Genomic DNA, 18,277 nt, shown 5'->3' with positions numbered 1-18,277 from the left:
ACGTGCTTCATCACAAAAATGATTTTATATGGACAGCCCGGTCCTTAATTAATGACGAAAATGGCGCATGCCGGTAAAGACCATGGCAATGCCATGCTCATTTGCCGCCTTAATAACTTCTTCGTCGCGCATCGAGCCGCCCGGTTGAATGACTGCTTTAATGCCAGCTTCAGCGGCGGCATCGATGCCGTCGCGAAACGGGAAAAAGGCGTCAGAGGCCATCACCGAACCCGCCACCTGTAGGTTCTCATCACTGGCTTTAATGCCCGCCACCTTGGCCGAATAAACCCGGCTCATCTGGCCGGCACCCACCCCAATGGTCATACCATCTTTGCAGTAAACAATGGCGTTGGATTTCACATATTTAGCGACCTTCCAGCAAAACAGCAAATCCTGGAGCTCTTCAGCACTGGGTTGACGCTCAGTAACCACCTGCAGGTCATCTGCTTCGACCATGCCAAAATCACGTTCCTGCACCAGCAAGCCGCCGTTGACCCGTTTAAAGTCGTAACCTTCAGTAAGCTGACCCTGCCAGCTGCCGCAGGCCAGCAAGCGTACATTTTTCTTGGCGGCGATAATGTTCTGAGCTTCTTCAGAAACCGCTGGCGCCACAATCACTTCAACAAACTGACGATCTACAATCGCCTGAGCGGTGCTGGCATCCAGGCTGCGGTTAAAGGCTATGATACCGCCAAAAGCTGAGGTGGGGTCGGTGGTGAAGGCGCGGTTATAGGCGCTTAGGATATCCTCGCCAATCGCCACCCCGCATGGATTCGCATGCTTAACAATGACACAGGCGGGCTCTTCAAATTCTTTTACGCATTCAAGGGCGGCGTCGGTATCGGCAATATTATTGAACGACAATGCTTTACCCTGTAACTGCGTGGCCGTGGCTACCGAGGCTTCCTGTATCTCATTTTCGACATAAAAGGCAGCTTCCTGATGACTGTTTTCGCCATAGCGCAAATCCTGCTTTTTGGTCATCTGCATATTGATGGTACGGGGGAATTCACTGTGATGGTGCGTACAGTCGGCCTCGCATTCAACCGAGTCCAGCCGGGCCCCAAAATAGTTTGCAATCATGCCATCATACTGGGCAGTATGCTCAAAAGCTTTAATCGCCAGGTCAAAACGGGTCTGATAATTCAATGAACCGTCGTTTTCGCTCATCTGTTCCAATACCACCTGATAATCATCGGTGTTCACCACAATGGTGACATCTTTATGATTTTTGGCTGCGGCGCGCACCATGGTCGGCCCGCCGATATCGATATTTTCAATGGCGTGCTCAAGGGTGCAATCCGGATTCGCCACGGTTTGGGCAAACGGGTACAGATTCACCACCACCAAATCGATAGGCTTGATCTCATTTTGCGCCATAGTGCTTTCATCCTGGCCCCGGCGGCCCAGGATGCCACCATGAATTTTAGGGTGCAGCGTTTTTACCCGGCCATCCATAATTTCCGGGTGCCCGGTATGTTCTGATACTTCAAGCACCGGCAGACCGGCATCGCTGAGTAATTTTGCGGTACCGCCGGTGGAGAGCAACTCCACCCCTGCCTGATGCAATGCTTCGGCAAATTCAACAATACCGGTTTTATCCGAAACACTTAATAGCGCGCGTTTAATAGGTTTTGGTGTATGCATAGTGATGTCTTGATAGTTAGGTAGAGGTGAAACAAAAAGAGCACCGTGAAAAGGTGCTCTTTGGTGGGCGAGGCCCGTCGTATTTTAGTTCATGCCGTACTGTTTCAGCTTCTTGCGAAGCGTACCGCGGTTGATGCCCATCATGATGGCCGCGCGGGTTTGGTTGCCGCGGGTGTAAGTCATGACTTCTTCCAGCAGCGGCGCTTCCACCTCAGCCAGCACCAGTTCATAAAGATTGTCGATGTTCGCGTTGTCTAGCTGCTTCAGGTACTTATTAACCGCTTGTTTAACCGAATCACGCAGCGGCTTTTGAGCTTGAGTTTGAGAAGGCGTTGTTACTGTCGTAGTAAATGGTGAAGTCACATTTTGATCGAACATAATACATTCTTGCTCTTAAGTTAGTCATCACTATGCTGCAGGAGAAATCTGTCGGGTTTCCCGTTTCTGCAGCGATTGAAAATAATCGTCAAGTGCGTTGAGCTGTTTATCAGCTTGCTCAATACCATTGAACGTTTTACGAAACTGACGATCCGTATCGTGTTCCGCTAAATACCAGCCCACGTGCTTTCGGGCAATTCGAACACCCATTACTTCGCCGTAAAAGGCCTGCACGTTGGCAACGTGTTCATGCAACACCTGATGCTGCTCTGACAAAGGCGGTGCTGATAATATCTCGCCGGTTTCAAGAAAATGCAGTATTTGCTTGAAAATCCAGGGATTGCCCTGGGCGCCGCGACCTATCATCACCCCGTCTGCGCCGGTGTGCTCCAGCACGTATCGTGCTTGCTCCGGAGAAGTAATATCGCCATTGGCAATGACCGGAATGGATATCGCTTCCTTAATTGCCTTAATGGTGTCGTATTCGGCTTCTCCTTTGTACATACAGGCGCGCGTTCTGCCATGAACGGCCAACGACTGAATGCCGTTTTGCTCCGCAATTTGTGCAATTTCTACACCATTGCGATTATCCGTATTCCAGCCTGTTCTAATTTTCAGGGTGACCGGTACGTCAACCGCCTCAACCACAGCCTGAACAATAGATTCGACCAGCGCCGGATATTGTAATAACGCTGACCCAGCCAGTTTCTTGTTAACCTTTTTTGCCGGACAACCCATATTGATGTCGATGATCTGTGCACCATTGGCCACATTAAACTGGGCCGCCTGTGCCATCAGATCGGGGTCAGCCCCGGCAATCTGTACCGAGCGAATACCTTCTTCGCCGGTATGATCCATACGATGCATGGATTTGGCCGTGTTCCACACCTTTGGATTGCTTGATAGCATTTCGGAGACCACCAGACCTGCCCCCATTCGACGACACATTTGTCTGAAGGGACGGTCAGTGACACCTGCCATCGGCGCCAGCATCAAATTGTTATCCAGTTTATACGGACCTATTTGCATGGTTAACAATCCAGTAGTTGCGCGGAATTTGAACACTTGGCTAAAACGGGGCGCTAAGTGTACGCATTTTGCCTACCCTTGAAAAGGCTAAAATTCACACAAAATGTCACTTTTTGCTATTGACAGTTTTTGATGGATTTGCCTTGCAGGGCCTATCTGATAAGGGGTGAGTCTGAATAGCTCAGACTCTGACCAAAAAATTAGCGGTAGATTAGACAATTAGCGACGACGGGTACCAGAGACACGGGCCCAGTCACCTTCAATTTCACTTTTATCTAATATAAAGTCGCGGGCGTAGGCCTGTTCAATTTTTTCGACCTGTTCGGCCAGAATCCCCGATAAAACCAGGCGCCCACCAACCCGACAATAGCCGGTAATCACCTCCTGCAGCTCCAAAAGCGGGCCGGACAGAATGTTTGCCACCACCATATCTGCCTGCATCTGCGGTTGGTTTGCCGGTAAATACACCTCCAGGCGATCAGCAACCTGGTTACGCCGGGCATTTTCTTCGCTGGCTTCCAGCGCCTGAGGGTCGATATCGATGCCCACTACCCGGCTGGCGCCTAATTTTAAGGCCGCCAGCGCCAGAATGCCGGAGCCGCAGCCAAAGTCGACCACCGTTTGTCGGTCGAGGGTTTCATTGTCCAGCCAGCGCAGGCACAGCGCTGTGGTCGGGTGGGTGCCGGTGCCAAACGCCAGGCCGGGGTCCAGCATCACATTCACCGCATCCGGGTCGGGGACGTCGCGCCACGATGGGCAAATCCATAGCCGGCGACCAAACTGCATGGGATGAAAGTTGTCCATCCACTCCCGTTCCCAGTCTTTGTCTTCCAGCGGGTCCAGCTTATAGGAAAAATCAGGGCCCAGAATGCGTGCCTGGCCCAGACGTTTGATGACGTCCTGCATATCGTGGGCGGCATCAAATAAACCCACCACCTGGGTGTCGGGCCATAACATGGTTTCACCAGGCTTAGGCTCATACATGGGTGTGTCTTTGGCATCTAAAAAGGTCACTGCCTGCGAGCCATTGGCCGAGAGCATACCGCCCACCTGCTCGGCCAGCTCAGAAGAAGTGTTTATTCGTAATTGTAACCAGGCCATGATGTTAATCTGTTAAACCATAATGTGGCTATAATAGCAGTTATCGGTATGGCGGCTCCAATCGGGTTTATGCCAGCGGTAGCGAGGGTCGCTAAATTTAACCGGTGCGGCTTGGAAATGGCTCGCAAAAAGTGCTAGTTTTTAAGTTGTCCGTAGTTACTCAGATAGTTTGCATAATATGATTCGTCGCTTATTGTTCTGCGTGTGGTTCACTGCCAGTTTTACTGTGAGTGCAAAAGAGTTGACGGTAGTCGCGGGGTGGGACAAGCCACCTTATGTTATTACTGAAACCCTTAGCGGTTTTGAGCTGGACCTGGTCAACACGATACTGACCCGGCTGGGACATACGATGACCCCGGTGTTTGTCCCTTTTGGGCGCAGCGCCCGGCAGCTGGAAAATGGTGTTGCCGATATTGTACTTACCTTAAGTGCTGATCACCTGGTGCCAAACGCGCTGTTAAGCGATGTCTATGTGGCTTATCAGAATTCGGCAATATCGTTGGCCTCCAGGGATTTGACGATAGAGCAACCAGATGATTTGTTCCCATATACGGTGTTAGCGTTCCAGACCGCTCAGGATGTGTTGGGCCCGGCGTATCAACAAGCAGTAGCCGGTCACAAAGGCTATATTGAGATCGCCGCGCAGCAGCGCCAGGTGAAAATGTTGTTGCTGGGAAGTGTTGATGTGGCGGTGATGGATCGCAATATCTTCAACTGGCTGCGCAGTCAGTTACCGCCACGTTTTCAAAAAGAAGTCATTATGCATGACCTGTTTGAGCGCAATGAATACCGGGCCGCCATTTTAAATACGGAGCTTCGTCAGCAGTTTAATACTCAGCTGCAACGGATGAAGCAGGATGGCAGTTATGACAAGCTGATTAAAAAATACCGGCTTTCATACAGCAATCCACCTACCGGTGAATCCTGACATCTTATCGCATCTGCTGGGATTTTAATCAGCTTCGTGCTGTACTGGTGCTTCTTGTTTTATTACCAAGGATGCCCGGATGCACCGTCTTCAACTTTTTCCTGTTGCGGTTGTACTGTTGTTACAGGCCTGCAGCAATACTTTGTCGTCATCTTCTTCCACTGCTGCATCTGATACCAAGGCCGTGGCGTCGGCTCCACAGAGTCAGGTTGAGCGTTTGCTGGATGCTCCGGCCTATATGCAGCGCCAGGCCATAATGGACAAAAAAATCAGTGTGGAAGCGTTGACGCAGGCCTATATTGAGCGCATCAGGCGCCTGGATGCACGTACCCAGAGTGTGATTGCTATTAATCCGGAAGCCATTACCCAGGCGCAGGCCAAAGATGCGGAGCTGGCCCGGGGGCAGGGGCAGCCAGGTGCCTTGTTCGGCTTACCGGTGTTATTAAAAGATAATATTGAAACGCAACAGCTACCTACCACCGCAGGGTCAATGGCGCTGGCCAACAATGATACTCGTCGCGATGCGCCATTGGTGCATAATCTACGGCAGGCCGGCGCGATTATTTTAGGCAAAACCAACTTATCTGAATGGGCCAATTTTCGCTCAGAAGCCTCGGTAAGCGGCTGGAGCGCGATTGGCGGCCTGACTCGCAATCCTTACAACCTGTCACGAAGCGCCTGTGGTTCCTCCTCTGGTTCAGGCGCGGCGATGGCTGCCGACTTTGCGGCCCTGGCGGTAGGCACCGAAACCAATGGCTCAATTATCTGCCCGGCCTCATTTAATGGCATTGTAGGTTACAAGCCCACGGTGGGGCTGATCTCCCGGCGCTATGTGGTGCCTATTTCCCACAGTCAGGATACAGCCGGCCCCATGGTGAAATCGGTAACCGATGCTATTTTGATGGCCAAAGCCATGGCCGGGGAAGATCCCCGGGATACCGCCACCGTTACTAACGAGCGGGTGGTACTCAAGGCCCCCGAACAGTTGAGCAATGGCCTGAAGGGCGTCAAAGTCGGCGTGGTGCGGTTTGCTCAGGGTGATGATGAACGGGTTCTGCAACAATACAATCAGGCGTTAACAACGCTGGAACAACAAGGGGCGAAGCTGGTTGAGATCACTGCGCACCAGATGCCCGAGGCCTTTTGGGAAAATGCCTATCATGTGCTGCTGGCAGAGTTTAAAACCGGCATCAATGAGTATCTGGCCGAGGTTCCCAACCCATTACCTGCCACTACGTTGAGCGGCCTTATTGCTTACAATGAACAGTCGAGCCGTGAACTGGGGCTGTTTAACCAGGATATTTTTGAGCAGGCCCAGGCCACCGAAGGCGCCCAAGGTACACGTTATCAGCAAGCCAGTAATATGGTAATAACCGCCACCACTGAAAATGGTATAGATAAATTACTGGAACAGCATCAGGTCGATTTGCTGGTGGCACCGTCCAATGCCCCGGCGTTTTTAATTGATACCCTGTACGGCGATCACGCGCCCGGTGGCTTTATTGGTATAGGTTATATGGCGGCTATCGCGGGGTACCCCCATGTAAGTGTGCCGGCGGGGCTGGTTAATGGGATGCCAGTGGGGCTGAGTTTTATTGGCGCCAAATGGCAGGATAATCAGGTACTGGCGGCAGGCCTGGCGTTTGAAAAAGGGCATGCACCCATACCAGCGCCACAATTTTTACACAGCGATGCCGAGCTGGAACAGCACCAACAACTGCTTAAACCCGTCCAGCCATAGCCCTGGCAAGCAACAGCGAGATGTAGGCAGGCGCCAGCTTACCTGGCGCGCGCCAACCCGAACTCGCTTACAGCAGCATTAGCAAAGTGGGCCGCTGTCCGCTTAACCGGGACGTTTAACCCAGGCACTGCACCAGCCTTCTACATCCACCAGCTTACCCGGGAAAATAGCACAGGGTCGCTGCTGTTTACCATCGCTGCCCTGAATGTACATGCAGTTGCCACATTTGGCATCAGGTTTTGTGGAGTTGGCCGTATAGTTTAATGCTTTGGCAGTCGGATCATCGGCACTTAATACCTCCTGAGCATTGGCTCGTAAGGCCACGCCACCCAGGGTCATGCCGATAAGGGTAGTACCAGTCATACGCAAAAAGTCGCGACGATTAACAGAACTCATAGCTTGCTCCCGTTTTGGTAAACGATAATGATTTTCTTTTCTATCGGCCTTAAAACACAAAAACCTGCCTTCTGTGGCAGGTTTATTATCAGCGATTAAGGCTGGCTAATACTTATAGTTTACCCCCAAATAGCGGCTTGTGCAGCGTTTTTAGGTAGGCAGCCGGCAGCAACCCGGGCCGCGCGGGCGCTATTGCGGTTTGGCATAGGCAAAACGCGCGATACGTCGTGGCTGATGATATGTATCCAGCCCACTGATACACGCCACATCCAGCTCGCTTAAATCTATTCGCCCTTGGGTATCAAGCCGGGTTTTATCCAACCAGACCTGTTCAATTCGGCCCACTACAAATTCGGTGTGGTTCACCTCAATGGGGATAATGCTTTCTAGCTTCATCGCCAGTTTTAACGGACTTTGAGCCACAAACGGCGCCTCAATGGTGTTGGCATACCAGGGAGTTAACCCGGTTTCTGAAAATTCACTCACCTGAGACGGGTAACGGGCAGAAGTCTGATGCGCCTGTTCCACCCAGTCACATTGCACCTGATTAAGCGTATACACGCCATTGGCTTTAATATTGCGCAGCGTATCGCGCACCACGGTGTGGGGGCGCATAACCATACCCAGCAGCGGCGGGTTGGCGCCCACATGCACGACTGAACTCACGAGGGCCAGATTTTCCTGATTTTCACGCGCATGGCAGGTACCTACCAGACAGGCCGCCTTAAATCCGGACAGGCAATTTACAAAATTAGCCCGATAGCGGTCCTCCATAGCTTCTATGTCAGCGCCGCTTATACAATGGTCAGTCATTTTCGCACTGAACATCCACCCGCATGTCTTCACCGCGACCCGATACCGTCATCTCTATGGGCTGACAGCACACCTGACAATCCAGCACCTGGGTATGCCCGGTATCGTTTATTTCATCAATTTCGACTTCGTTAGGTTCCATGCAATACGGACAACTGAAGGTTGCCGGGGTCGCCAGACTCATAATTCACCTTTGCTGGATTAAAAAAGTTTACATCGATGGTTACGAACCGACCATGGGGTTGGATTGGTACAAAAAGCATCAAACATTGAGCAGGTGAGGACATGAGTAAAAAACTGGCGGCTGGCATTTGTCCGTTGTGTCATCGTTACACACGACTGACCTTTCATCATCTGATCCCTAAAAAGATGCATCGGCGATCGTTTTTTCGTAAACATTTTAATCGGGAGCAATTAAACGAAGGTATTGCGATTTGCCGGCAATGTCATAATGGTATTCATCGGTTTTATACCGAAATGGAACTGGCTAAGCAGTACCGGACAATAGAAAAACTTCAGCAGGATGAAAAGCTTAATAAATACTTTTCGTGGGTTGGGAAACAGGCAATTCGTCTTTAAGGCAACCTCAACATGGGTTATACCTCAGCAATCACGTGGCATACGGCGCGCATTAGCACAGAGAAATGATAAGCTAAGGGATTGCGATTTAACTGTATAAGTATACACTATGCGCTATGTAGTTATGGGTAGGTATTGATGCGAAAAGAGCTTCCTGAACGATATTATCTTGATCACTTTCACGAATTCTTAAGTTTTTTTGATGCGCAAAGCCAGGCTCTGCTGGATCAGGAAACGCAGCGGTTCATTGATGACTTTCGGGCCCTGGCGATGCCCCAGCAATGCATCGTGGCGCGGGCGGCCAACCGCAAGTATGCCATTATCAACCGCAGTCATTTTGATTATCCTGAAATTCCCGAGCCTCAGCAGCAGCTTGATACCCTGATTGCGCAGGGGTGGTTTGGCCCGGTTACCGGGGTGGATCTGCAGGATTTTGCCGGTACCGTCACCAAAAACGATTTACTGGCGTATCTGGCTGAATATCCCATTACACAAAAGTACACAACCCTCAAAAAGACTGAGTTGGTGAACTTGCTGTTTGCGCAGATTGAAGATTATGGCTGGCCACAAAACCTGCCGCAAACTAATTATTTACTGAAAACTTTCGAGCCTGCGCTTCGGTACCTGTTATTTTTATATTTTGGCCACTCCAAAGGGCGGCTTAATCAGTTTTCTATGCGTGATTTAGGCATCATGCGTACGCGTACTGACGCCACTGTGGTCCAGGCTCGTTTCAGCGATATTGAGCAGGCACGCCTTGGGTTTGAGTACGCGGTGGCACTGGAAAAACTGCCCTATACCACCCAGGCCCAACGATTAAATGCGGCTTCCGCCTCAATCCCCGAACTCTACGATCCGGTCGCCCTGGATTATGCCCAGCGCTATTTACACAAACTGGGAGTGCGGCTGCTGGAAACCGATCGGGCGGCCGGGCTCAGTGTACTGGCGCAGGCGCCGGGCGATGAATCCAAAGAAAAGTGGCTGCGGGAGTGCTACAAGGACGGCGATAAAGAAGCGGTAAAAACCGGGCTGGAACAGATTATCGATAACCCGCCCTCAGATTCACTGCTGGCCTTTGCTGAAGATTTTTATGCGCGCAAATACCATAAAAAACGCACCAGTGAAGTCACGGATATGCTGCGTAATGCCAGTACCACGCTGCAGTTGGACATCAGTCAAAACCAAAGCGTTGAGCAAGGGGTGGTGGCCTGGTACAAACGTCACGACCAATTGGCGTGGCGTACCGAGAACCGGACCTGGCGAACCCTGTTCGGACTTACCTTCTGGCCGGTGTTATTTGAAATGGACACCCTGGTCACCGAATTTGACCGGCGTCCGCAAGCATTAAAATTCAATACATTCTATCAAACCTTTGGGCCGCAGATAGATGCCATACTGGCCCGTTTTGAGTCGCCGCAAGCCTGGATACTGCATCTGACTAAAATGGCCAGCGCCCATTATGGCAAGGTGAACAGTGTGTTTATGTGGCGGCGAAATCAGCTTGATACCGTGCAGGTGCTGCTTGAGCATGCGCCGCTGGAGAGTATTAAGGACATGCTACTGATGATGTGTAAAGATTTTGCCAGCCTCAAAGATGGCTTTCCTGACATCATGGTGTATGACGGTGAGACTCTGCGCTTTGAAGAAATCAAAGCCCCGGGGGATGTGCTGAGGCGCAACCAGCTGATTGCCATCAAACGCTTGCAGGAAGCGGGTTTTACAGTACAAATCACCCAGGTGGAATGGTTTCACGACCCTATGCAGCCGTATGTGGTGGTGGATATAGAAACCACCGGCGGCAATAATGGCTATCATCGCATCACCGAGGTCGGGATGGTTAAGATGGTCGCGGGCGAAATCATTGATACCTGGCAGTCGTTATTTAACCCGCGGCGGCATATCCCCTCCAACATTACCCGGTTAACCGGCATCAGCAACGAGATGGTGGCCGATGCCCCGTTGTTTGGTGAGCGCGCTCAGGAGATTGCCGAGTTCACCGAAGACTGTGTATTTGTGGCCCATAATGTCAATTTTGATTATGGTTTTATCCGTCAGGAATTTGCGCGTTTAGAGCAGTCTTTCCGTCGGCCCAAATTGTGTACTGTGGTACAGATGCGCCGCGCCTGTCCGGGCTTGCGGTCTTATTCGCTGGCAGCGCTTACTGACCACTTCGGCATTGCAATGGAACAGCATCACCGGGCCTTGTCTGATGCCCGCGCCGCTGCTCAATTGTTAACGATTATTCACGAAAAAACCTCGTCAGTCGCGGTAAATTAACCGTTCTTGGATGGTGCTGGAGAAAATATGCAAACTGAGTTGTCGCAAGCAGCCGTGTCGCGGGTAATTGAGATGGCCTGGGAAGATCGTACACCGTTTGAAGCAATTGAACATTTGTACGGTCTGCCCGAAAAGCAGGTGGTGGGACTGATGCGCCGCCAGCTTAAACGACGCGCATTTAATAATTGGCGAGCACGGGTCAGCGGACGTCACACCAAGCATCTTAAATTACGCCCCGCGGGCATTGAGCGGGGCTATTGTCCGTCGCAATACAAACCGCAGGGGCGAATAAACGCTAATTTGATTAAACAAACGTAACTTTGCGCTGCTGAACCGGCGTTGAAGCCTCTGCGTAAAAAGTGTGCACTGTGAAAGTGTGTACGCGTTCTTGCTATTGGCCCACCATTGGTGGGTCTTTTTTATGGGTTGGAAAAAAGTCGGTGAGGTAAAAGTCGCGCATAAAACTGCCGGTAATAATATTACCGGCAACAGGGTTCATACATTACCCAAAAACGGGTACAACAAGGTCGCATCGAAGGGAGAAGTGATTTGACTTGGGTTCCAGCATAGCGGCAAAGGCGGGCCCGGCAAACAAACAAAAAGCGATGAATTCAATCAGCTTTTCTGATGTAGCTGACGGGGATACTAATAGTCGTGATTAGGCGTGGTGCCGTGGCGATGTGAACGTGATAAAAGCCTGAACAATCAATTCCGGCTCAGCTATTTAAGAGGAGCCACCGGCATAAAAAAAGCGTCCGAAGGGACGCTTTTTTGGTGGGTTCAGCAACTAGCTCATGCCGAGTTTCTTTTCAAGATAGTGGATATTGGTGCCACCGGCAGAAAAGTTCTCATCTGCCATAATCATGCGCTGCAACGGCACATTGGTTTTAATGCCATCAATAACCAGCTCATCTAACGCATGCCGCATCCGGGCAATCGCTTCATCCCGGCTTTCGCCATAAGTGATGAGTTTGCCAATCATCGAGTCATAATAGGGTGGTACCGAGTACCCGGCATAAATGTGCGAGTCCCAGCGAACCCCCAGGCCACCCGGAGAATGGAACATATTGATAACGCCGGGGCTAGGGATAAAGGTTTGGGGATCTTCAGCATTAATCCGGCATTCGATAGCATGACCACGAATCTGGATTTGCGACTGGTCGATAGACAACGGCTGCCCACCGGCAATGCGCAACTGTTCTTTAATCAGATCCACGCCGGTAATCATTTCAGATACCGGGTGCTCTACCTGAATCCGGGTGTTCATTTCAATGAAATAAAACTCGCCGTTTTCGTACAAGAACTCAAAGGTACCGGCACCGCGATAGCCAATTTCAACACAGGCCCGGCGACAGCGATCACCAATTTTGTTACGCATCTGTTCTGAGATGCCCGGCGCCGGCGCTTCTTCCACCACCTTTTGATGGCGGCGCTGCATTGAGCAGTCCCGTTCACCAAGATGAATCGCATTACCCTGACCATCAGCCAGCACCTGAATTTCCACATGGCGTGGATTTTCCAGGAACTTTTCCATATACACGGTGGAATTACCAAACGCTGCGCCCGCTTCGCCCTGGGTGGCCTCAATGGCCGATACCAGCTCTGCTTCGCTGCGAACCACGCGCATACCACGACCACCACCGCCACCGGCGGCTTTTACAATGATGGGATAGCCAATACGTTTGGCGATGCTTTTATTTTTTTCTGCATCGTCGGTCAGGGGCCGTCTGAGCCTGGTACGCATGGCACACCGGCTTTTTTCATCGAGTTGATGGCAGACACCTTATCGCCCATCAGGCTGATGGTCTCAGGTTTAGGACCCACAAAAATAAAGCCGCTTTGCTCTACCGCTTCGGCAAACTCAGCATTTTCTGCCAAAAAGCCATACCCTGGATGAATGGCAATGGAGTTGGTAACCTCAGCCGCGGCAATAATCCGTGGAATATTCAGGTAGCTTTCCGTGGCCGATGCCTTGCCGATACAAATAGACTCATCTGCCAACAGAACATGTTTAAGATTTTTATCGGCGGTAGAATGCACCGCTACCGTTTTAATTCCCAGCTCTTTACAAGCACGCAATATACGCAGGGCGATTTCGCCCCGGTTTGCGATAAGTACTTTATCTAGCATAAGCCTCAGCCTGATTATTCGATGATGAATAGCGGTTGGTCGAACTCAACCGGTTCCTGGTTTTCCACTAAGATGGCTTTTACCACGCCGGCTTTGTCAGATTCAATCTGGTTCATCATTTTCATGGCTTCAACGATGCACAGGGTGTCACCCACATTAACCGACTGGCCCACTTCAACAAAAGACTTGGCGGTAGGCGAAGAGGCACGATAAAAGGTGCCAACCATGGGCGACTTGACCTGGTGACCCGTAGGTCCCTGTGCTTCGGGTGGTTCTGCCGGTGCTGCTGGTGCTGCAGGGGCCGCCGGAGCAGGGGCCGCCTGGGCCGGGATATGATAGTTCATCGGTGCCGCATTGGCGCTGGGGCCACGGTGAATGCGTACTGATTCTTCACCTTCTGTAATTTCCAGCTCAGCAACGCCGGATTCTTCTACCAGTTCGATGAGTTTTTTGATTTTTCTGATATCCATTATTCTGTCTCTGCTTGTTGGGTCAAAGGATTGGACGAAATTAACTTTGTAGCTGCGGTCAGGGCCAGCTCATAGCCGGTAGCGCCTAACCCCAAAATAACACCCGCGGCCACATCGCTCAGATAGGAGTGATGCCGAAAAGGCTCGCGTGCATGAATGTTTGACAGATGCACTTCGATAAACGGAATATTCACACTCAGCAAGGCATCCCGCAGGGCGATGCTGGTATGGGTAAAGGCCCCCGGATTAATAATGATGGCATCGATGGTGCCCAGCGCCTGATGAATACGATCGATCAGTGCGTGTTCAGCATTAGACTGAAAATGCTGCAAACGTACCCCGGTTGCATCGGCCAGCGTCGTTAAATCACTGACAATATCGTCCAGCGTCTGATGACCGTAGGTCTCGGGTTCCCGTTTGCCTAACATGTTCAGGTTAGGACCGTTGAGTAATAAAATATCCATTATGTGCTGCTATCTTGCTGACATCTGACGGTTTGAGATCAATCTAAGCAAATTTTGCTTCGGGTTGCACGAAAAAACGTCAGTTTTATTCAGTATGAGTAATCTAACCCGTGATTATAGCTATTCGAGTTTATTTAGCAGCAAAATACTGGTCTAATCACATCATATCGACACAAGTTTCAGTTTGTGAGAGGGGCTTCGGTAAAGCGAATGGGGACGGATTCATAGCCGCCGTCGGGCAGGGCGCGATATACCGCAAAGTGTAAATGGGGCACCGACGAAAAACCGGTATTGCCTGTAAAACCAATATGTTGGCGGGCGCTGACAGACTGGCCAATGGCTACCACCACGCCGTCGGGTTTTAGGTGGTAGTACTCACCCGTGGTGCCATCGGCATGCAGAATGCTGATATAATTGGCGTAGCGAGCCAGGCTGGGATCGGGCCCGCCACGGGTAAAATCTTGTTTAAGATTAAGCACCGTACCGGCACGGGCGGCATACACCAACGTGCCCACCGGCGCCGCAAAATCATAGGCATACCGGGAGGCCCCCTGATGCGAATAACGACCATTCACCCCCTGCACCAGCGGGTATTTTTTGGCCGGTTGCAACGGTATCTGGTAGCTAACATTATCATTGTGGCTGGCATCTAAACGGCCGCCGGTCCAGGTGGTTCGCATGGAGGACCAGAACCGCTGCGCATGGCTGAGCCGGCCCAGGTAATGGGAACGGGTCCCCTCAAGCTGCACGGTTACCGGCGAAGCCTTTAGCTCGTCACTGTGTAAGGTTACCACTACCGGATCAGGTCGCTTTGCTTGCAGGTGAAGCGCACCGCGCGCATCCACCTTAAAGCAAAACCAGTTGTCAAAACAGCCGGTTCTGGCCAGCGCTGGCTGACTGTTTAGCAGCAGTACCGCCAGCCACCAGCCGCACCGCATGACTTAACGCACCAGATGCTGACGCACATGGTCAGCAAACGGTGCGGCGTGTAAAAAGCCGGTGACCCGGGCCCGGGGATCTCCTCACCCTTGGCATTAAAAAATAAAATCGTGGGCAGGCCCAGGACCTCGAAGTGTTCCTGAAAGGCCTGGTCAGACGCCGTATTATCGGTCAAATCAATTTGTATCCAGACCGTATCAGATAAGACCTGAATAACCTGCGGGTCGGTGAAGGTGTACTTCTCAAACTCTTTACAGGCCACACACCAGTCGGCGTACAAGTCCAGCATCACCGTTTTGTTCTGGGCGCTGGCTTTACGTAACTCGACTTGCAGCTGCTGCAGATTATTTACCTGCACAAAAGGTGGGTGCTGTGCCTGAGAGGAACTGGTCGCAGACGTGGGGGCCAGCGTCTGGTAGGCCAACATGGCGCTGACAAACAGGCCGGCAAAAATCGCCACGGTACGCACGCCTTTGGCAAAGCTGGCAGCGGTGTTTTGATTGAGCACACTGAAGTAGCCAAAAACACTTAAGCCCAGGCCGGCCCATAACAAGTTGGTGAAAGGATGTGTATACAAGCGCTCAACAAACACAATGGCCACACTGAGCATCATAAATCCGAAGGTCACCTTAATCACGTTCATCCACGGCCCGGCTTTAGGTAACAGTTTGCCCCCGGTCATCCCAAATAAAATCAGTGGGATGCCCATCCCCAGACTCAATACATACAATGAAATAAAGCCGGTAAACAAATCGCCGCTTTGGGCAATAAACAATAAAATTCCGGTGAGTGGGGCGGTGGTACAGGGGGAGGCGATAAGCCCTGATAACGCACCCATCACGAATACCCCGGCCACGGAACCGGCTTGTTGCCTATTGCTCAACTGACTTAAGCGGTTCTGCCAGGCAGAAGGCAGCTGTAATTCATACGCGCCAAACATCGCCAGGGCCAGCAGCACAAACAGGCCAATAAAGGTAATCAGAATGGTCGGATGCTGCAGTGCTGCCTGAAATTGCATGCCTGCCGAGGCCACCACCAGCCCCAGCAGGGAATAAGTCAGGGCCATGCCCTGGACATAAATAAGACTTAACCAGAATGCCCGCGATACGCTGCTGCGCTGACCCTGTCCCAGCACAATACCCGACAGGATGGGGTACATGGGAAACACACACGGGGTGAAAGCCAGACCAATACCCAGGGCTAAAAACAACAACAGCGTTAGCCACAGGCTTTGTTCTGATAACAAGGTGTCGGCCAGGGCAAACTGGTTGTCAGGACTCTGAGTTGCGGCTGCAGACTCTGCTGCGCTGAGGGTTGCCGCCGAAGCTGTCGCGCTGCTTCCTACCGCTTCCAGATACAGTTTTTTAATTTTGGGCGGGTAACACAAGCCGGCATCAGCGCATCCCTGATACCGCAATTTTATAACCGCATCCTGGGGGCGGTTTCGACCGGCAGCGTCAGGGAAACGCTATCGTAATAAACCTCAGCCAGACCAAAAAATTCATCTTCTTTTGGCTCTCCGTCAGGCAGTTGCAGCGTGCCGGTCACTGCCTGCCTGGCGGCCACTTCAAATTGCTTTTTATACAAATAGTAGCCGTCGGCAATATCAAATGTCAGGGTGAGGGTGTCGCCATGCTGCTGATAATCAAATACAAAAGCTTGTTCAACCGGTAAAAACTCGGACTCCTGGGCAAACGGCTCCTGCCCGAAATCATTATTAAACTCTGGTGTTGAGACCTGCGCGGCGGCAAGTTGTACCCATATCCCCCACAGCATCAGCACGGTAATAATAGGGCGAACGACTACCTGCATTTCACTTTTTCTCCTGCTCTAAGGTGTAAGCGTTTCTTCCAAAATCCACTTTTTATAATTGTCACTGGCCGATACCGGCTCTATCACCATCCATTCGGGAACCTCATAAGGATGCAGGGCGCAGACGGTCTTGTACGCGCTGGCCACATGTTCACGGGCGGTTTTGATCAGCATTTGCGATTCGGTGTCAGATTCTACCGTATCCTGCCAGCGGTAAACCGACATGACCTTTGGGATAATTTTGACACACGCGGCCTGCCGCTTATCGATCAGAGCCCGGGCAATTTGAGCCGCACTATCTTCATCTGGTGTAGTAGTAAGTATAAGGCTTAGTGACATGTTATCTCCTTAGACCTGGTGCAAGGTCTTATTCTTTCAATTTATCGCTGTGTTAGGTTAACAAATGATGACCGGGTTCAGGGAGTTATTCGTATTGATTACTATAAAAGATTGAGATAAACGGGTTTGCCCCAACCTAGAACCAGAGAAGTTCAGAATATTTTGAGGAATGCGATTTGCGTATTTTGTTTTTACTTTTTGCCATCTTACCCATCATTGAAATTGCCCTGCTGGTAAAAGTTGGCGGTATTATCGGTGGCTGGAACACCATCGCGATTGTTATTTTAACCGCGTTCTTGGGCTCGTACCTGGTGCGTCGTGAGGGGCTACAAACCCTACAGACTGCTCAGGACAAGATGCAGCGCAATGAGTTGCCCGGCAATGAAATCGTGCAGGGGCTGATGCTGGTGGTGGCCGGGGTCCTGTTGGTAACACCCGGATTTATGACCGATATCCTGGGGTTATTATTTGTATTTCCCGGTAGTCGTCATGTGATTGCCTCGCACTTAACCAAGCATATGAAAGCGCGGGTGGTCACCAGCGCCGGTTTTGGAGGACAAAGTCCTTTTGACCAGCCACAGAGCCCGTTTACCCAGCAGCCACGGGATGAAAATGGTGATGTGTACGAAGGCCAGTATACGAATAAAACCGACAATGATGAGAACAACCGTCTTCGCTAAGCTTTGAAAAATCAATAGATTTTTATGGATAGTGACTGCCTGAGCAGTCGAATGGAAAAAAATTGTAATTTTTTCAACCAATACCCCTTGAGTTTGTTTCGCGCCTCCCCCATTTATCCTCGCAGTATGGAGTTTGAGGCGGGTCCAACACCCATCTCTTTTAGTAAAAGGCGTACATATTCGATGTACGTCTGAATTAGCTAACATTTATTCGTTGGAATTTTCAGGAGACTTGAAAATGGCAATTCGTCCTTTACACGACCGCGTGATTATTAAGCGCGCAGAACAAGAATCAAAATCGTCAGGCGGAATCGTGCTGACTGGTTCTGCAGCAGAAAAATCGACCCGTGGTGAAGTGATTGCAGTAGGTAACGGTCGCATCCTTGAGAACGGAGACATCAAAGCTCTGGATGTAAAAGTGGGTGACACCGTTATTTTCAACGACGGTTACGGCGTTAAAACAGAAAAGCTGGATGATGAGGAAGTACTTATCCTAAGCGAAAGCGACATCCTGGCAATCGTCGAGTAATTAACCGTTAACCGTATTTAGAGGA

18 protein-coding genes and 2 pseudogenes are annotated in these 18,277 nt (G+C 51.0%); 7 read left to right on the top strand and 13 right to left on the bottom strand.

The features are described from left to right. Nucleotides 1-48 precede the first annotated feature (48 nt). The 4 genes from purH to prmA form a co-directional block, all read right to left on the bottom strand. A complete protein-coding gene (gene purH, locus IT774_RS15935) occupies nt 49-1,647 on the bottom strand; it encodes a bifunctional phosphoribosylaminoimidazolecarboxamide formyltransferase/IMP cyclohydrolase (RefSeq protein ID WP_195810645.1) in 1,599 nt (532 codons plus the stop codon). Between the two features lie 84 nt (nt 1,648-1,731). Next, on the bottom strand, nt 1,732-2,025 hold the full coding sequence (fis, locus tag IT774_RS15930) for a DNA-binding transcriptional regulator Fis (RefSeq protein WP_018982332.1): 294 nt from the start codon (nt 2,023-2,025) through the stop codon (nt 1,732-1,734). 30 nt (nt 2,026-2,055) lie between these two features. Then, the gene (gene dusB, locus IT774_RS15925; RefSeq protein ID WP_195810644.1) at nt 2,056-3,054 is read right to left on the bottom strand and encodes a tRNA dihydrouridine synthase DusB; all 999 of its coding nucleotides are present in this window, start codon (nt 3,052-3,054) and stop codon (nt 2,056-2,058) included. A 219-nt stretch (nt 3,055-3,273) separates the two neighbouring features. Next, entirely contained in the window at nt 3,274-4,155 is an 882-nt protein-coding gene (gene prmA, locus IT774_RS15920; protein ID WP_195810643.1) for a 50S ribosomal protein L11 methyltransferase, read from the bottom strand. A 226-nt stretch (nt 4,156-4,381) separates the two neighbouring features. Between prmA and IT774_RS15915 the strand changes: the two genes are divergently transcribed. Together IT774_RS15915 and IT774_RS15910 are read left to right on the top strand one after the other, a co-directional pair. After that, nucleotides 4,382-5,083: a substrate-binding periplasmic protein gene (locus tag IT774_RS15915; protein ID WP_232365023.1), complete on the top strand. Its 702-nt coding sequence runs from the start codon at nt 4,382-4,384 to the stop codon at nt 5,081-5,083. A 79-nt stretch (nt 5,084-5,162) separates the two neighbouring features. Further along, on the top strand, nt 5,163-6,824 hold the full coding sequence (locus tag IT774_RS15910; protein ID WP_195810641.1) for an amidase: 1,662 nt from the start codon (nt 5,163-5,165) through the stop codon (nt 6,822-6,824). A gap of 102 nt (nt 6,825-6,926) precedes the next feature. Here the strand turns inward: IT774_RS15910 and IT774_RS15905 are convergent, their stop codons facing one another. The 3 genes from IT774_RS15905 to IT774_RS15895 all read right to left on the bottom strand — a co-directional run bounded on the left by IT774_RS15905 (nt 6,927) and on the right by IT774_RS15895 (nt 8,217). Then, nucleotides 6,927-7,220 (bottom strand): high-potential iron-sulfur protein, encoded by a 294-nt coding sequence (locus tag IT774_RS15905; RefSeq protein ID WP_195810640.1) that lies wholly within the window; start codon nt 7,218-7,220, stop codon nt 6,927-6,929. Between the two features lie 189 nt (nt 7,221-7,409). Further along, nucleotides 7,410-7,994, bottom strand: a complete 585-nt coding sequence (locus IT774_RS15900; protein ID WP_332308896.1) for a flavin reductase family protein — start codon at nt 7,992-7,994, stop codon at nt 7,410-7,412. A 31-nt stretch (nt 7,995-8,025) separates the two neighbouring features. Next, nucleotides 8,026-8,217 carry a CPXCG motif-containing cysteine-rich protein gene (locus IT774_RS15895; RefSeq protein WP_195810638.1) on the bottom strand — a complete coding sequence of 64 codons (192 nt, stop codon included), beginning with the start codon at nt 8,215-8,217 and terminating at the stop codon, nt 8,026-8,028. A 101-nt stretch (nt 8,218-8,318) separates the two neighbouring features. Here IT774_RS15895 and IT774_RS15890 point away from each other — a divergent pair, with 101 nt between their 5' ends. The 3 genes from IT774_RS15890 (at nt 8,319) to IT774_RS15880 (ending at nt 11,207) form a co-directional block, all read left to right on the top strand. Then, nucleotides 8,319-8,612: a hypothetical protein gene (locus IT774_RS15890; RefSeq protein WP_195810637.1), complete on the top strand. Its 294-nt coding sequence runs from the start codon at nt 8,319-8,321 to the stop codon at nt 8,610-8,612. Nucleotides 8,613-8,750: 138 nt separating this feature from the next. Further along, nucleotides 8,751-10,889, top strand: a complete 2,139-nt coding sequence (locus IT774_RS15885; RefSeq protein ID WP_195810636.1) for an exonuclease domain-containing protein — start codon at nt 8,751-8,753, stop codon at nt 10,887-10,889. Nucleotides 10,890-10,916: 27 nt separating this feature from the next. Next, on the top strand, nt 10,917-11,207 hold the full coding sequence (locus IT774_RS15880) for a TIGR03643 family protein (RefSeq protein ID WP_195810635.1): 291 nt from the start codon (nt 10,917-10,919) through the stop codon (nt 11,205-11,207). Between the two features lie 469 nt (nt 11,208-11,676). Here the strand turns inward: IT774_RS15880 and accC are convergent. The 6 genes and pseudogenes from accC to cutA all read right to left on the bottom strand — a co-directional run bounded on the left by accC (nt 11,677) and on the right by cutA (nt 17,043). Beyond that, nucleotides 11,677-13,019: pseudogene (gene accC / locus IT774_RS15875) on the bottom strand (acetyl-CoA carboxylase biotin carboxylase subunit). Nucleotides 13,020-13,033: 14 nt separating this feature from the next. Then, the gene (accB, locus tag IT774_RS15870; protein ID WP_195810634.1) at nt 13,034-13,489 is read right to left on the bottom strand and encodes an acetyl-CoA carboxylase biotin carboxyl carrier protein; all 456 of its coding nucleotides are present in this window, start codon (nt 13,487-13,489) and stop codon (nt 13,034-13,036) included. Further along, nucleotides 13,489-13,953 carry a type II 3-dehydroquinate dehydratase gene (gene aroQ / locus IT774_RS15865; RefSeq protein ID WP_195810633.1) on the bottom strand — a complete coding sequence of 155 codons (465 nt, stop codon included), beginning with the start codon at nt 13,951-13,953 and terminating at the stop codon, nt 13,489-13,491. Before aroQ ends, accB begins: the two co-directional genes overlap by 1 nt. Nucleotides 13,954-14,132: 179 nt before the next feature. Continuing rightward, on the bottom strand, nt 14,133-14,891 hold the full coding sequence (locus IT774_RS15860; protein WP_195810632.1) for a M23 family metallopeptidase: 759 nt from the start codon (nt 14,889-14,891) through the stop codon (nt 14,133-14,135). Nucleotides 14,892-14,894: 3 nt separating this feature from the next. Further along, nucleotides 14,895-16,704: pseudogene (locus tag IT774_RS15855) on the bottom strand (protein-disulfide reductase DsbD). 18 nt (nt 16,705-16,722) lie between these two features. Continuing rightward, a complete protein-coding gene (cutA, locus tag IT774_RS15850) occupies nt 16,723-17,043 on the bottom strand; it encodes a divalent-cation tolerance protein CutA (protein WP_195810631.1) in 321 nt (106 codons plus the stop codon). 176 nt (nt 17,044-17,219) lie between these two features. Between cutA and IT774_RS15845 the strand changes: the two genes are divergently transcribed. Next, nucleotides 17,220-17,723, top strand: coding sequence for an FxsA family protein (locus tag IT774_RS15845; RefSeq protein WP_195810630.1), 504 nt, complete (start codon nt 17,220-17,222; stop codon nt 17,721-17,723). Nucleotides 17,724-17,961: 238 nt separating this feature from the next. Beyond that, nucleotides 17,962-18,252 (top strand): co-chaperone GroES, encoded by a 291-nt coding sequence (locus IT774_RS15840; RefSeq protein ID WP_195810629.1) that lies wholly within the window; start codon nt 17,962-17,964, stop codon nt 18,250-18,252. Nucleotides 18,253-18,277 lie beyond the last annotated feature (25 nt).

Origin of the sequence: Salinimonas marina (assembly GCF_015644725.1) — a bacterium.
GTDB lineage: Bacteria > Pseudomonadota > Gammaproteobacteria > Enterobacterales > Alteromonadaceae > Alteromonas.
This window is presented reverse-complemented; position numbering and strand designations above follow the sequence as displayed.